Here is a 15,513-nt window from a genome sequence, read left to right as displayed (position 1 = left end):
TACGCACCGAAGGCATCGAGAAGAACACCCACGACAACCCCTTCGGCGCCGTCCTCTCCTTCCGCGGCACCGTCACCGACACCACCGTCGAACACACCCTGAGCGCGGCGATGCCGGACCTCTCGGACCTGTTCGAGGTGGGCGACTCGTCGAAGTTCACCGTCGGCCAGTGGTGGGCCGTGGAGATCAACGCCCTGGCGGGGAAGTACGAGAAGGAGATCCAGCGCCTCGTCCAGGTCACCGACGTCGTCGACTCGACGCACATCCGGGTCAACTACCAGATCGGCTGGGACCTGGCCGCCGGCCGCACCCTCACCTGGACCCGGATCGAACCCGTCGACCGCGCCCATGTCCGCAACATGGTCTTCGAGGGCTGGGGCGACGACGAGATGACCGGCTCGCACCCGGTCGCGTACGAGTACGCGGTCCGCTGCGACGTCTCCGGCATCGAGGCGATCGGCACCTTCTGGCCGGTCGTGATGCGCCGCTGGTGCACGTACTACCGCACCGAGCAGTGCTCGCTGACCAACCCCAAGTCCGTCACGTACGGCGGCGCGGGCTACCTCACCCAGCAGATCTACTGTCTGTACGGGCACGTCGAGGACTGTCACACCTCCAACGCCCGCCATCTCAACGACTTCACGGCCTCCGCCTACTGCTATGTCACCAACTGCCACGGCGACGGTGACGACGAGGGGCCGTTCGTGACGCACGGCCAGTTCGAGCACGATCTCGTCTACACCGGCAACTCCGGCCTGATGACGTTCGCCAACTCCGGTGCCGCCTGGGGTGGCAGGGCCAAGCGGATCACCGTACGCAGACATGCCTGCTCCTGGTTCGTCGCCCGGGTCAAGATCACCGATCTGACGCTGGAAGACGTCCTGGTCGTCGGCAAGAAGTCGCTCTCCGGCTCCGGCATGCTCTGGGTCAACGCCGACGGTGTGCAGATGCGCGGCTGCACCGCCACCGGTCCGCTGATCGTCTCCCGGGCATCGGACCTGTCCGCCCGCCCCAATGTGATCGCCGACTCCTCGTTCGCGTTCGCCGCGGGCGCGGAGATAACCCAGGCCAATGTGACCGCGCCGCTCACCCTGCAGCGCAGCACACTGAAGGGCGTCGACGGCGCGGTCTTCAACGGCACCGGGCCGCTCGTCCTGGACCAGTGCACCCTGACCGGCTCCAAGGACACCGCCCCGGTCTCGCTCGCGCACACCGACATCACCGTCCTCGGCGGCGAACTCCGCGACTCCGGACTGAAGCTGACCTCGTCCAAGGACCAGCGACTGCGCGTCGACGGCACGCGGCTGACCGGCACCAACAAGGACGGCGCCCTGCTGGCCCGCACCGGCTCCGGACGGACCGTCGACTGGCAGCTGACCGGCCTCGACTCGACCGCGCCCAAGGGCACCGCCCACGTGCTGGTCACCGAGGGCCCCAACCGCTACCGGGCCACCGGCTCCACCTTCACCGGCGGACGGCTCGAACTGCGGCCCGCGGGGTTCGGCGGCACCACCAGCCATCTGCTGCACACCGGCTGCGTCGAGGACGGCACCGAACGCACCGCACTGCCCGACGAAGGCGACCGGGTCGCCCACACCGCGGCCACGCTGCGCTTCTGACCACCTCGGGGACTCTCGTTCGGATCAGGCCGGGCTCCCGAGGTCCGGCCTGATCCAGACGGAAGACCCCCACCCATCGAGCACCAGGGATTCCCGTGTCCACGCATACCCCGATCACCGGCCGCCCCGTACGGGTCGCGCTCGTCGGCGCCGGCAACCGCGGTCTGACGTACGCCGAGTGGATCAAGGCGCACCCCGAGCGCGCCGAACTCGTCGCCGTCGCCGATCCGCGCCCCGCGGCGCGGGCCGCCGCCGGCGCACCCGTCGAGTTCGACGACTGGCGGCCGCTCGTCGAGAACCGCATCGCCGACGCCGTCGTCGTCGCCACCCAGGACCGTTTCCACGTGGAGCCGGTACTGGCCCTGGCCGAGGCCGGATACGCGATCCTCGCCGAGAAGCCCCTCGCCCCGACCGAGGACGAGACCCGGCGGATCGTCGAGGGGGTGGAGCGGGCCGGGGTCCTCTTCGCCGTGTGCCACGTCATGCGGTACACCCCGTACACCGATCTGGTGAAGGAGGTCGTGGACTCCTGCGTGCTCGGTCAGCTGGTCTCCCTCGACCATCTGGAGCCGGTCGGCTGGTGGCACTACGCCCACAGCTATGTACGCGGGCCGTGGCGCAGCGAGAAGGACTCCTCCCCGATGCTGCTCGCCAAGTCCTGCCACGACCTGGACTGGATCACGTACGTCATGGGCGGCCGGATCGAACAGGTCACGAGCTTCGGCGGGCTGAAGCACTTCCGGCCCGAGAACGCTCCGGCCGGGTCAGCCGACCGCTGTCTGGACTGTGCGGTCGAGTCCGGCTGCCCGTACAGCGCACTGAAGCTGTACATGCCGACCCTGCGCGACAAAGGCGCCGTCTGGCCGGTCACCCATGTCACCGAGGCGACCGACGAGGCCGGTCTCGTGCAGGCGCTTCGCGAGGGGCCGTACGGCGTCTGCGCGTACCGCGGCGACAACGACGTGGTCGACCACCAGGTCCTGGCGATGCAACTGACGGACGGAGTGACCGCGACCTTCCAGATGGTGGCGTTCACCGAGCAGACGCACCGGCAGACCCGGATCTTCGGCTCGCACGGCTGGCTCATCGGTGACGGCGAGCGGGTCACGGTGCAGGACTTCCGGACCGGCGAGACCACTGTCCACGAACTCGGCGCGTCCGGGTCGAACGCGGCCGACGGGCACGGCGGCGGGGACGCCGCGCTCGTGGAGGCGTTCGTCACCGCCGTCGCCACCGGTGACGCCGGTGCCGTCCGCTCCGGTCCCGCCACCTCGCTCGGCAGCCATCTCGCGGCGTTCGCCGCGGAACGTGCCCGGCACACCGGCACCGTCCAGACGGTGCCGGCCAAGTGACACCCCCTGAAGGGCATGTCGTTCGGACCAGGCCGGGCTCGCGGGGTCCGGCACGCACATCTGCCGCGTTGTCGTCAATCACCAACGCTCCGCGTTGCCTCAATCCTCCGCCTTGCAGCAGCACGCACCAAACCCCCCTCCCTGATCCGGCCTGATCCGAACGACAGGCCCTCTTCCCCAGCCCACCCTCACGTCCTCGGAGGACCACCTCATGTCCCGTCTCCTCAGCCGCCGTTCCAGAGTGCGCGCAGTCGCCGCCCCCGTCCTCGCCACCGCCCTCGCCGCCGGCGTGCTGGCCGGCTGCTCCGGCAGCGGCAGCGACGACAACACCGTCACCATGTGGACCTACCCCGTCATCTTCGACGAGGCCAAGAACAAGGCCTACTGGGACGGTCTGGTCAAGGCGTTCGAGAAAAAGCACTCGGGCGTCAAGGTGAAGGTGGAGACCTTCCCGTGGGCCAACCGCGACACCGCCCTGGCCACCGCGATCGCCTCCGGCAAGGGTCCGGACGCGGTCTACCTGATCCCGGACCAGTTGCCGAAGTACGCCAGGAGCATCGTCCCGGCCGACGAGTACATGCCGTCCGACGCCAAGTCGGACTACACGGACTTCGCGCTGAAGTCCGTCGCCATCGACGGCAAGGCGCTCGCCACCCCGATCCTGACCAGCGCCAATCCGCTGATCTGCGACAAGCGGGTGTTCGCCGCGATCGGCGAGAAGAACTACCCGACGAGCTGGGCGGACCTTCAGGCGCTGGCCCCGAAGCTGAAGAAGAAGGGCTACTACGCCACCACCTACTACGGCGACACCCAGCAGACCCTCAACATGACCTTCTACCCGCTGCTGTGGCAGGCCGGCGGGGACGTCTTCTCCGAGGACGGCAAGACCGTCACCTTCAACGACGCGGCGGGCGTCAAGGCCCTGACGTACCTGAAGGAGCTCGTCGACGGCGGCTACACCGACAAGGACCTGGTCACCACCACGCCCAAGCTGGAGCAGACCCCCACTGCCAAGGGCAAGATCGCCTGTACCTGGCAGAACACCCCGTCGGACGTCGAGCCGTTCTGGGGCAAGGAGAACATCGTCGTCCAGCCGCCGCTGAAGGACGTCGACTCGGTGGGCTACGGCACCGTGGGCGCCCTGTCGATGCTGAAGGGCGCCGACAAGAAGAACACCGGCGCCTGGCTGAACTTCGTCGCCGAGTCGAAGAACGCGGCCGGTCTGCAGAAGGCCGCGGGCTACTTCCCGGCCCGCAAGTCCGGTGGCGACCTGTACCCGGACGACGCGCTGCAGACGGCGGTCGGCGCGACGCTGCCGAGCATGACCGTGGGTCCGCTCCAGGACAAGGCCCGTGAGGTCCAGGGCGTGCTCGCACCGGAGATCCAGGCGGCGCTGCTGGGCAAGAAGAGCCCGCAGGAGGCGCTGAACGCCGCGCAGAAGGCCGCGCAGGCGATGCTCGGCCGCTGATCACACGCGGGGCCGGGGTCCGGCCGCACCCGGACCCCGGCCCCGCACCCTCCGGGGGAGCACGCTCCCCCGGCCCCCCGCAATTCCCCCGTACCGCAAGGAGATCCCCGTGGCAGTCGTCGCGGAACCCACCCGCCGGGGCCGTCGCAGCGGGCCGCAGGCGCGCCGCGAGGCCCGGATCGGCCTGCTCTTCGTCCTGCCCTGCTTCCTGCTCTTCCTGGCCTTCCGGTTCGGTCCGGGCATCGCCGGTGTGCTGATGAGCTTCACCGACTACTCCCTGACCGGCGGCGGCAGCTTCGTCGGGCTGGACAACTTCACCCGCCTGTGGGACGACCCGCTGTTCTGGCAGGCGTTGAAGGTCACCGTCCTGTACACCGTGCTCGCCGTGCCCGGCACGCTGATCGCGTCGGTGTCCCTGGCCCTGATCACCCGCCGCGCGTTCCGCGGCGCCAAGTTCTTCCGTTCGGTGTTCTTCCTGCCGGTCGTCACCTCGCTGGTGCTGGCCGCGACCGTCTTCGTCTGGATCTTCTCGACCGGCGGCCCGTGGTCCACCCTGATGGGCTGGTTCGGGATGTCGGAGGGCTCCTGGCTCTCCGACGACGTGCTGGTGCTGCCCGCGCTCGCGATCGTCGGCGTCTGGTCCCGGTTCGGGTACGGGATGCTCATCCTGCTGGCCCGGATGCAGGACATCCCGCGGGAGCTGGAGGAGGCGGCCCTCACCGACGGCGCGGGCCCCTGGCAGCGGTTCCGGCACATCGTGCTGCCACAGCTCAAACCCGCCCTCTTCTTCCTCGCCGTGATCGAGACGACGGCCTCGTTCCAGGTCTTCGACGCGGTCTACACGATGACCGGCGGCGGCCCCGCCAACGCCAGCTACACGCTCGTCTTCCAGCTCTACGACGCGGGCTTCAAGTACTTCGACCTGGGCTACGCGTCCGCCATCGGCGTCGCACTCTTCGCGCTGACCGTGGTGGTCGCGGTGATCCAGCGGCTCGTGATCGGGAAGGACCAGTGACCATGACCGCAGCACCCGTAGAGACCGAGACCCCGCCCGCGGACACGGCTCCCGAGCCGCCCGACCGGGCCGCCCGCCGCGCCGAACGCAAGCTGCGCAAGCTCTCGGAGCAGGACACCGTCCCGCACGGCATGCGGCCCACCCGGGCCGGCCGGATCGGCCGCGCCGTCCTGCTGACCGTGGCCGCGATCGTCACGATCTTCCCGTTCTACGCGATGGTCGTGCTCTCACTGAAGCCCGCCGCGGCGGTCGAGTTCCCCGGCAGTCTGCTGCCCTGGCCGCTGACCGGCGAGGCGTACGACACCGTCATGAACTCCCAGGACGTGCCGCGCTGGCTGGTCAACACCCTGCTCTACTCGGTCGTCTCGGTCGTCGGCGTGCTGCTGCTCGCCTCGCTCGCCGGGTACGCCTTCGCCAAGAAGCGCTTCCCGGGCCGGGAGACGATGTTCTGGTCGTTCCTGTCGATGGTGATGGTCCCGTACCACGTCACGATGATCCCCACCTTCGCGATGATCGCGAAGCTGGGCGGCGTGGACACCTACTGGGGTCTGATCGTGCCGACGCTGGCCAACGCCCAGGCGGTCTTCCTGATGCGCCAGTTCATCCAGGGGCTGCCGGACGAACTCTTCGAGGCGGCCCGGCTGGACGGCTGCAGCGAGTGGCAGATCTTCTACCGCATCGTGCTGCCACTGCTGAAACCGATCCTCGCCACGCTCGGCGTCTTCGTCTTCCTGTGGCACTGGAACGACTTCCTGTGGCCGCTGGTCATCGGCCAGTCCACCGACATGCGCACCCTCACCGTCGGCATCGCCTCGCTCCAGCAGCAGAACGTGCCGCTCAATGTGGTGCTCTCCGGCTCCGTCATCGCGTTCGTGCCCATCTTCGCCGCGTACATGGTGGGCCAGCGCTACTTCACCGAGGGCGTCACCGCGTCCGGAATCAAGGGATAGCTACGAATGTTCACCGATGAGGCCGCTCTGGAAGAGCGGCTCGCCACCCCCTCCCCCGCGCTCGTCGCCGACCTCGGCCGCCTCGAAGGCGATCTGCTCGTGCTCGGCGCCGGCGGCAAGATGGGCCCCAGCCTGTGCAAGCTGGCCCGCCGCGCACTGGACGCCGCTGACCGCAGCGATGTGACCGTGTACGCCGTCTCCCGCTGGTCCGACAAGTCCGCCGCCGACGCGCTGGAGGCGGCCGGCGTCTCCACCGTCGCCTTCGACCTGATGGACCCGGCCGCCGATCTGGCCGAGCTGCCCGACGCCGGGAACATCGTCTTCATGGTCGGCGCCAAGTTCGGCTCCGCCGGCGCGCCCTCGCACGCCTGGGCGGTGAACGCCGCGATGCCGGACCGGGTCGCGCGCCGCTGGCCGGACGCGCGGATCGCCGCGTTCTCCACCGGCAACGTGTACCCGCTGGTGCCGGTCGCCTCCGGCGGCTGCACCGAGAGCGACCCGGTCGGCCCGGTCGGCGAGTACGCCATGTCGTGCCTGGGCCGCGAGCGGATGTTCGGCCACGCGGCCCTCACCCGCGGCACCAGGGTCGCCAACATCCGTCTCAACTACGCGGTCGACCTGCGCTACGGCGTCCTCGCCGACATCGCGCACCGCGTACAGTGCGGCGAGCCCGTCGATGTGACGACCGGTCACGCCAACGTCGTATGGCAGGGGTACGCGAACGAGGTCGCGCTGCGATCCCTGCTGCACGCCACCGACGGCGAGGCGTTCACCATCAACCTCACCGGGCCCGAGACCGCGTCCGTACGGCGCGTCGCGCGGTGGTTCGGCGAGGAGTTCGGCCGGGAACCGGTCCTCGCGGGCGAGGAGGCACCCACCGCGCTGCTCTCCGACGCGAGCCGCTGCCACGCCCTCTTCGGCTATCCGGATGTCGCCCTGCGCACCCTCGTCGAATGGCAGGCCGACTGGCTGCGCCGCGGGCTGCCGCTGTCCGGCAAGCCCACCAAGTTCCAGGTCCGTGACGGAAGGTTCTGATCCACTCCATGTCCACTCCCTCCCTCCTGTCCTCTCCGGCCCTGGACGCGCTGGCCCGCGGTGCCGTGATCCCCGCCCACCCGCTGGCCCTGCACGCCGACGGCTCCTTCGACGAGCGGCGGCAGCGCGCGCTGACCCGCTACTACCTCGCCTCCGGCGCGGGCGGGGTCGCCGTCGCCGTCCACACCACACAGTTCGAGATCCGGGAACCGGACGTCGGTCTGTTCCGGCCGGTCCTGGAGCTGGCCGCCGAGACGATCGACACCGAGGCCGGACGGCCGTTCATCAAGGTCGCCGGGGCCTGCGGGTACACCGCGCAGGCCGTCGCCGAGACCGAGACCGCCGCCGCGCTCGGCTACGACGCGGTGCTGCTCAGCCCGGCCGTGCCCGGCGCGGACGAGAAGGGTCTGCTGGATCGGGCCAGAGCGGTCGGCGAAGTGCTGCCGGTGATCGGCTTCTACCTCCAGGAGGCCGTCGGCGGGCGGTACCTGTCGCCGGGCTTCTGGTCCGCGTTCACCGATCTGCCGAACACGGTCGCGGTGAAGATCGCCCCCTTCGACCGGTACCGCACGGCCGATGTCGTACGGGCGGTGGCCGCCGCGGACCGGGCCGACGAGGTGGCTCTGTACACCGGCAACGACGACGACATCATCGGTGATCTGCTCACCCCGTACGAGACGGCGGGCGGCACACCGCGCTGGTTCGCGGGCGGCCTGCTCGGTCAGTGGGCCGTGTGGACGAGCTCCGCGGTGACGCTCCTCGACGACGTCCGCAGGGCACGTCGCGGGGACCACGAGGCGATGGTGCGCTGTCTGACGCGTCGCTCCGAGCTGACCGATGCCAACAGCGCGGTCTTCGATGTGCGCGGCGCCTTCCGCGGCTGCATCGCCGGCGTGCACGAAGTGCTGCATCGTCAGGGGCTGTTGGCGAACATCCGGTGCCTGGACCCGGCCGAGACGCTCTCCCCCGGACAGGCCGAGGAGATCAGCCGGGTGGCCGCGGCCTACCCTTGGCTGACCGATGACGCCTTCGTTGCGGAGCACCTCGATGACTGGCTCTCCTGATCCTGCCGACCGCTCACGGGTGGTCGTCGCCGTTCCGCCGGGCCTGCGGGCCCAGTTCTTCACCGCCGAGGTCTGGCGGGAGCTGGAGCGCGCGGCGGAACTGACGGTTCTGGACGACCACTCCGACCGGGCGGCGGTGGCCGCGGCGCTGCCCGGCGCCCGCGCACTGATCACCTCGTGGCGCGCGCCCAAGGTGGACGCCGAACTCCTCGCGTCGGCCGACCGGTTGGAACTGGTGGCGCACACCGGTTCCGCGGTCGCGCCCTATGTCACCGAGGAGGTGTTCCGGCGGGGCGTCCTGGTCACCCAGGCCGGGGACGAGATGGCTCGTCCGGTCGCCGAGGTGGCTCTGGCGTTCACGCTCTCGCTGCTCCACCGTGTCCAGCGCTTCGACCACGCCCTGCGCGGCGGGGTGGAGTGGGCGGCGGCGAGCGAGGCCCCGCCGCGCCATGAGATCCACGGCAGCGACATCGGCGTGATCGGCGCCTCCCGCACCGGGCGTGCCTACATCGCCCTGGTGCGGGCGATGGGGGCGCGGGTGAGCGTCACCGACCCGTTCCTGTCCGACGCCGAGGCCGAGGCGCTCGGTGTCCGGTCCGTGCCGCTGGAGACGCTGCTCTCGCAGAGCAGGATCGTGGCCGTGCACGCGCCGGTCACCGAGGAGACCCGCAGGATGATCGGCGCCGAACAGCTGGCGCTGATGCCGGACGGGGCGGGCCTGGTGAACACCGCCAGGTCGTGGCTGGTCGACGAGGACGCGCTCCTCGCCGAGCTGTCGACCGGACGGCTGGACGCGGCGATCGACGTCTTCGACGCCGAGCCGCTGCCCGTCGCTCACCCCTTCCGCTCCCTGCCTAACGTGCTGCTCACCCCGCACCAGGCGGCGGGCACTGTGGAGTGCCGGCGGCGGCTCGGCACGAGCGCCGTCGACGAGGTGCTGCGGCTGCTCTCCGGACGCCCCCCGCTCCACGCCGTCACCGCCGACGCCCTCGTCCGTCTGCACTGAGGGCTGTCCCGCGAGGCGGGCCATGTCCGTCTTCCCCCCGACCCCCCATACCTGTCAGGAGAACTCACCTCCATGCGACTGATGCGCATCGGTGAACCGGGCCATGAGCGCCCTGTCGCCCTCTGCCCCGAGGGCCGTCACCACGATCTGTCCGGCATCACCGACGACATCGACGGCGCGTTCCTCGCCGCGCTCGCCGACCGTCCGAACCTGGTGCCCGCCGAGCCGGCGCTCCCCGGGATCGACATCACCGGTCAGCGGATCGGCGCCCCGGTGGCCCGCCCCTCCGCGCTGCTCTGCATCGGCCAGAACTACGCGGCCCACGCGGCGGAGTCGGGCAGCGAGCCGCCCGAGCAGCCGATCCTGTTCTACAAGTCGCCGAACACGATCGTCGGCCCGTACGACGACGTGCTGATCCCGCGCGGCTCGAAGAAGACCGACTGGGAGGTGGAGCTGGCCGTCGTCATCGGCCGCCGCGCCTCCTACCTGGACTCCCCAGCCGACGCCGCCGCGCACATCGCGGGATACGCCGTCAGCAACGACGTCTCCGAACGCGCCTTCCAGCTGGAGGAGTCGGGCGGCCAGTGGTCCAAGGGCAAGAGCTGCGCCACGTTCAACCCGCTGGGCCCGGTGCTGGTGACGGCCGACGAGGTCGGTGACCCGCAGCAGCTGCGGCTGCGCAGCTTTGTGAACGGGGAGCCGCGGCAGGACTCCAGCACCGCGGACATGATCTTCAGCGTGGCGCATCTGGTGCACCATCTGTCGCAGTACCTGGTGCTGGAGCCCGGCGACATCATCAACACCGGTACTCCGCAGGGGGTGGCGCTGTCGGGCCGGTTCCCCTACCTGGGCCCGGACGACGTGATGGAGGTCGAGATCTCGGGCCTCGGCCGGCAGCGCAGCGTCTGCCGGCCCGCGTAGCGAACGGCACGCAAACCAGCCTCAGTCCTCCGGGAGTTCGACCGGGGCGATGGCGTCGAAGACATCGCCGGGGCCGGGGTTCGTCGCATCGGTCGCGCCGCCGAACTGGGTCATCACGCCCCAGACGGCGTTGAGCGCGGTCTGTACGGCGCCCTCGGCCCATCCGGCCGTCCAGGAGATGTCGTCGCCCGCGAGGAACAGACCACGTCGGTCGGCGGGCAGCCGGTCCTGCATGAAGTGGGTGAACAGCCGCCGCTGGTAGCGGTAGTGGCCCGGCAGGTTGGCCTTGAACGCCCCCATGAACCAGGGCTCGTTCTCCCACGAGACCGTCACCGGGTTGCCGATGACGTGCTTCCTGATGTCGACGTCGGGATAGATCTCGCCGAGCGACTTCAGCATGACGTCCATGCGCTCGTTCGGGGAGAGCGGCAGCCACTTCAGGCTGTCGTCGCACCAGGTGTACGAGAGGCAGATGACGGCCGGCCTGTCGGGGCCGTCGTCCAGGAGGTACGTGCCGCGGGTCATCCGGTCGGTGAGCGTCATCGACATGGTGTCCCGCCCGGTCGGCGCGCCCCGGTCGTCGACGGCTCCGTCCAGCCAGAACGGCCGGTCGACGGGCACGAACAGCTTGGACGACTCCATGTAGTGGGTGCGCTCCATCGCCGTCCAGTGATCGATCGGGAAGAGCGCGTCGTCACAGTCGATCTTCGAGAGCAGCAGCCAGGACTGTCCGGTGAAGATCGCGGCCGGGTACGTACGGATGTCACCCGTGGTGTCGGTGACGGTGATCCGGTTCCCTGCGGTGCGGTTCAGCCGGGTCACCGCGGGGCGCGGTTCTCCGCCGTGCAGCGAGGACAGCGAGGTGCCGAGGGGCCAGTGGACGATCTTGCGCGGTTCGCGGTCCCAGAGCCGCAGCGGGAGCTGCTGGCTGCCGCCGACGATGCCCCTGTGGTGATCGTCCGCCTCGGTGTACACGACGCGCAGGATCTCCAGGATGGAGTTGGGGAAGTCGGTGTCCCAGCCACCGGTGCCGAAGCCGACCTGGCCGAAGATCTCCCGGTGCCGGAACGACTTGAAGGCGTCGGAGTCGCAGAGGAACCCGTAGAAGGTCTGGTTGTCGAGCTTCCGGACGAGCTCCGCCCAGATCTCGCGGATCCGCGGCACATCGCGTTCGCGCATCGCGCGGTTCATGTCGGAGAAGTCGGCACCCTCCTCCAGGCACCGGTTCCAGGCGTCCATCACATCGCGGTAGACCTGCGGCAGATCGTCGATGGTCCGCGCGTAGTGCGACTCGCCCTTGAGGTCGACGACGGTCGACGGGGTGGCCGGGGAGAGCGGGTTGGGGAACGGCTTCGTCTCCAGGCCCACCAGATCGATGTAGTGCTGGAGCGCGGTGGACGACGGCGGGAAGCGCATCGCGCCCATCTCGGCGGTGAGCCGCGGGTCGCAGCCGTCGAACCCGACGGTGCGCAGGCGGCCACCGATCCGGTCCGCTTCGTAGACGACGGGCTTGAGCCCCATCTTCATCAGTTCGTACGCGGCGACGATGCCGGACAGCCCGCCGCCGATGACGGCGACCTCGGTGCCGTGCTCGGTCGCCGGTATCTGCCCGATGCCCGCGGGGTGGGCCAGGAAGTCGTCGTACGCGTACGGGAAGTCCGGCCCGAACATGGTGATCGGCTCGGCGGCGTCGGTGTGCTGGACGGCGTTGGGCACCGTGGACGTCATGGGGTACGGACTCCTTGCACGGAAAAGAGGGGTGGAACGGTGCGGCCGGCTCAGACGAGGGAGCCGTACAGGCCGGGGCGGCGGTCGTTCAGGTACGGGTTGGCGGCGCGCGACGCGCGTAGGAATTCGGGGTCGACCTCACCGATGACCAGTTCCTCGCCGCGTCCTGCGCGGGTGCGGACGGTGCCGTCGGGACCGGCCAGGCAGCTCAGCCCGACGAACTCGAACTCGCCTTCCGGTCCGGTCCTGTTGACGTACGCCACGTACAGCTGGCTCTCGAAGGCGCGGACCGGTACGACGGATTCGGCGACGAACTGGAAGGGGTGCATCTGCGCGGTGGGCACCAGCAGCAGATCCGTACCGGCGAGGGCGTGCGAGCGGACGTTCTCCGGGAACTCGACGTCGTAGCAGATCATGATCCCGACGCGAACGCCGTCCAGCTCGGCCTGCACCACGGTCCGCTCGCCCGGGGTGAACCACTCCTGCTCGAAGCAGCCGAAGAGATGGGTCTTGCGGTAGTTCGCGAGCGCGGCCCCGTCCGGTCCGATGAGCTGCGCGGCGTTGAAGATCTGCTCGCCCGCGCGCTCCGGGTAGCCGTAGAGGACCGCGAGACCGTGCCGTGCGGCGATCCCGGCGACGGCACGGGCCGACGGCCCGTCGGCCGGCTCGGCCAGCCGGGGGACGTCGGCACCGATCGCGTATCCGGTGAGGAACAGTTCGGGACAGACCAGCAGGCGGGCCCCGCTGTCCGCCGCCCGCCGCGCGGCTTCGTCGAGCACCTCGATGTTCTCGTCCACATGGCCGGGTCGTCCGGAACTCTGGAGCAGGGCGGTGCGCAACGGCGGCATGGCTGACCTCGGGCGGTGCGGGCTGGGCGGGGACGTATCGAAGGTACGGTCCGCCGCTCGGCCCGGACAAGGCGCGACTGTTGCGCGTACACCGTCGATCCATTGCGCTCCGACGGCCTGCCGCGGCGATTCGTTGCGCAGGACGTCTTCCCAGGTCAAGTGGGTGACGCAGGTCTCATTCCCGGCATGTCCCGGTCCGCACGCCCAAGTCGCCCCGCACGAGCCGGCCTCCGCCCGGCGCGCCTCGGGCCCGTCCGGTGACGGCGGACGCCCGTGGGACGCCCCGCGCCCCTATCCCGGCGACCCCGACGAATACCGCCGCAGCAACGGCGAGAGCACCAGCACGGACTTCGTCCGCTCCACGTACGGCTCTCCGGCGATCCGTTCAAGCACCTGCTCGAAGTGGCGCATGTCCGCGGCGAAGACCTGCACGATCGCGTCGGCCTCACCCGTCACCGTGGAGGCCGAAGCGATCTCCGGGTACCGCGCCAGTCCCTGCTTGATCGCTTCCGGCGAGGTGTTGCGGCTGCAGTAGATCTCGATGAAACCCTCGGTCTCCCAGCCCAGCGCGGCCGGGTCCACCCGCACGGTGAAGCCGGTGATGGCGCCCTCGGCGCGCAGGCGGTCCACGCGGCGTTTCACGGCGGGCGCGGACAGGCCGATGATCGCGCCGATGTCCGCGTAGGAGCGCCGGGCGTCTTCGGCGAGGGCGTGGACGATGCGTTCGTCGAGGTCGTTCAGGCGCACTTCGGGCGGTTCACTTCTCTGCGGTGGTCTACTTCGGGGGCGGCGTGGGCCGCCCCCGAAGTAGACCACGGCCCCGCCCCGCCGGGCGCGCTCACCGCATCCGGTGACCGGTCAGAACGGGAACTGCGAGCGGCCGTGCTGGACCGAGATCCACTTCTGGGTGGTGAAGGCCTCGACCATCGACTCGCCGTTCAGCCGGCCCAGGCCGGAGCTCTTCTCGCCGCCGAACGGGACGATGGGCTCGTCGTGGACCGTGCCGTCGTTGATGTGGATCATGCCGGTGTGGATGCGCCTGCCGATCCGTACACCGCGCTCGATGTCACCCGTGTGCACCGCCCCGCTCAGACCGTACGGGGTGTCGTTGGCGATCCGGACCGCCTCGTCCTCTCCGTCGAACGGCACGAGGAGCGCGACCGGCCCGAAGATCTCCTGGGACAGGACGGGGGAATCGGCGGCCAGACCGGTGAGGACGGACGGGCTCACCAGATTGCCGTCCGCCCGGCCGTGCAGCAGGGCCGTCGCCCCGGCCTCCACCGTCTGGTCGACGAGCGAGGAAATGGCCTCGGCCTGCGAGGAGTTGATCAGCGGGCCGATCACGGTCCGCGGGTCGGCCGGGTCACCGACCGGCAGCGACGCGACCTTGGCGACGAACTTCTCGGTGAACTCCTTCTCCACCGCCCGGTCGACCAGGATGCGGTTCGCGGCCATGCAGACCTGGCCCTGGTGCACGTAACGGCTGAAGACGGCCGCGTCCACGGCGTAGTCCAGATCGGCGTCGTCGAGGACGATGAGCGCGCTGTTGCCGCCGAGTTCGAGCACGGCACGCTTGAGGTGCGCCGCGCACACCGTGGCGACGTGCCGTCCCACCTTGTCCGAGCCGGTGAAGGAGATGACCTGCGGCACGGGGTGTTCCAGCAGCGCGTCACCGATCTCGGCGATGTCGGTGACCACCACGTTCAGGAGCCCGGCCGGCAGCCCCGCCTCCTCGAACACCTTGGCCACCAGCGTGCCGCCGCAGACCGGGGTGTTCTGGTGCGGCTTGAGCACCACGGCGTTGCCGAGCGCCAGCGCGGGGGCGACCGACTTCAGCGACAGCAGGAACGGGAAGTTGAAGGGGCTGATGACACCCACGACACCGACGGGCACCCGGTAGACACGGTTCTCCTTGCCCTCGGTCGGCGAGGGCAGGATCTGCCCGGCGGGCCGCAGCGCGAGCTGGATCGACTCCCGGAGGAACTCCTTGACGAGATGCAGCTCGAAGGCGGCCTTCAGCCGGGTGCCGCCGAGTTCCGCGACGATCGCGTCGCCGATCTCCGACTCGCGCTCCTCGACGACGCGCAGCGCCCGCTCCAGCACCTGTCGGCGGGCGTACGGGTTGGTGTCGCCCCATGCCCGCTGGGCGGCCTCGGCGGACCGGTACGCCTGGTCCACCTCCTCGGCCGTGGCGACCGTGATCGAGGCGAGCTTCTCCCCGTTGTACGGATTGAAATCGATGATGTCCCAGGATCCCTTGCCCGGCCTCCACTCTCCATCGATGTACTGGTGGGCCAGTTCAGTGAAGAAGGACATGAGATCCCTTACCGCAGAGAGGCGGACAGCTGATTGCGCTTCATATTACTTACATTTCAATGGGGTTGAAGCGGATCACCACGGGATCCGCGGGCTGGAATCGGACATCTCCGGTGTCCGCGAGGACACCCGGGAACGACGTCGCCCCCCACGGCGCGAACGGCCGTGAGGGGCAACGGTGGTGCGGGAGG

The 15,513-nt window shown here is 69.9% G+C and carries 13 protein-coding genes; 9 read left to right on the top strand and 4 right to left on the bottom strand.

Annotated features, from left to right (window positions below; translation table 11 throughout):
• The 9 genes from ACIOHC_RS15960 to ACIOHC_RS15920 all read left to right on the top strand — a co-directional run.
• Positions 1-1,619 (top strand): peptidase C14 (locus ACIOHC_RS15960; protein ID WP_401842985.1); only part of this gene is annotated, 1,619 nt, incomplete at its 5' end.
• 95 nt (positions 1,620-1,714) lie between these two features.
• The gene (locus ACIOHC_RS15955) at positions 1,715-2,971 is read left to right on the top strand and encodes a Gfo/Idh/MocA family protein (protein WP_401842984.1); all 1,257 of its coding nucleotides are present in this window, start codon (positions 1,715-1,717) and stop codon (positions 2,969-2,971) included.
• Between the two features lie 211 nt (positions 2,972-3,182).
• Positions 3,183-4,439 carry an extracellular solute-binding protein gene (locus ACIOHC_RS15950; protein WP_401842982.1) on the top strand — a complete coding sequence of 419 codons (1,257 nt, stop codon included), beginning with the start codon at positions 3,183-3,185 and terminating at the stop codon, positions 4,437-4,439.
• Between the two features lie 109 nt (positions 4,440-4,548).
• Positions 4,549-5,454 carry a carbohydrate ABC transporter permease gene (locus tag ACIOHC_RS15945; RefSeq protein WP_114243467.1) on the top strand — a complete coding sequence of 302 codons (906 nt, stop codon included), beginning with the start codon at positions 4,549-4,551 and terminating at the stop codon, positions 5,452-5,454.
• 2 nt (positions 5,455-5,456) lie between these two features.
• Positions 5,457-6,404, top strand: coding sequence for a carbohydrate ABC transporter permease (locus ACIOHC_RS15940; RefSeq protein ID WP_389636828.1), 948 nt, complete (start codon positions 5,457-5,459; stop codon positions 6,402-6,404).
• Between the two features lie 6 nt (positions 6,405-6,410).
• Positions 6,411-7,439: an NAD-dependent epimerase/dehydratase family protein gene (locus tag ACIOHC_RS15935; RefSeq protein ID WP_365693237.1), complete on the top strand. Its 1,029-nt coding sequence runs from the start codon at positions 6,411-6,413 to the stop codon at positions 7,437-7,439.
• A gap of 8 nt (positions 7,440-7,447) precedes the next feature.
• Positions 7,448-8,503: a dihydrodipicolinate synthase family protein gene (locus ACIOHC_RS15930; protein ID WP_351083535.1), complete on the top strand. Its 1,056-nt coding sequence runs from the start codon at positions 7,448-7,450 to the stop codon at positions 8,501-8,503.
• Entirely contained in the window at positions 8,487-9,509 is a 1,023-nt protein-coding gene (locus tag ACIOHC_RS15925; RefSeq protein WP_351083537.1) for a hydroxyacid dehydrogenase, read from the top strand. Before ACIOHC_RS15930 ends, ACIOHC_RS15925 begins: the two co-directional genes overlap by 17 nt.
• A 72-nt stretch (positions 9,510-9,581) precedes the next feature.
• Positions 9,582-10,430 carry a fumarylacetoacetate hydrolase family protein gene (locus ACIOHC_RS15920; RefSeq protein ID WP_351083539.1) on the top strand — a complete coding sequence of 283 codons (849 nt, stop codon included), beginning with the start codon at positions 9,582-9,584 and terminating at the stop codon, positions 10,428-10,430.
• Positions 10,431-10,451: 21 nt separating this feature from the next.
• Here the strand turns inward: ACIOHC_RS15920 and ACIOHC_RS15915 are convergent, their stop codons facing one another.
• From ACIOHC_RS15915 to ACIOHC_RS15900, 4 genes are all read right to left on the bottom strand, one after another.
• A complete protein-coding gene (locus ACIOHC_RS15915; RefSeq protein WP_389636827.1) occupies positions 10,452-12,158 on the bottom strand; it encodes a flavin monoamine oxidase family protein in 1,707 nt (568 codons plus the stop codon).
• Between the two features lie 50 nt (positions 12,159-12,208).
• On the bottom strand, positions 12,209-13,006 hold the full coding sequence (locus ACIOHC_RS15910; protein WP_351083543.1) for a carbon-nitrogen hydrolase family protein: 798 nt from the start codon (positions 13,004-13,006) through the stop codon (positions 12,209-12,211).
• 291 nt (positions 13,007-13,297) lie between these two features.
• Positions 13,298-13,753 carry an Lrp/AsnC family transcriptional regulator gene (locus ACIOHC_RS15905; protein ID WP_351083545.1) on the bottom strand — a complete coding sequence of 152 codons (456 nt, stop codon included), beginning with the start codon at positions 13,751-13,753 and terminating at the stop codon, positions 13,298-13,300.
• Between the two features lie 111 nt (positions 13,754-13,864).
• Entirely contained in the window at positions 13,865-15,322 is a 1,458-nt protein-coding gene (locus ACIOHC_RS15900) for an aldehyde dehydrogenase family protein (protein ID WP_351083547.1), read from the bottom strand.
• Positions 15,323-15,513 lie beyond the last annotated feature (191 nt).

Source organism: Streptomyces sp. NPDC088252 (assembly GCF_044740965.1).
Taxonomy (GTDB): Bacteria; Actinomycetota; Actinomycetes; order Streptomycetales; family Streptomycetaceae; genus Streptomyces.
The sequence above is the reverse complement of the archived record's forward strand: the minus strand, read 5'-3'. Positions and strand labels throughout refer to the sequence as shown.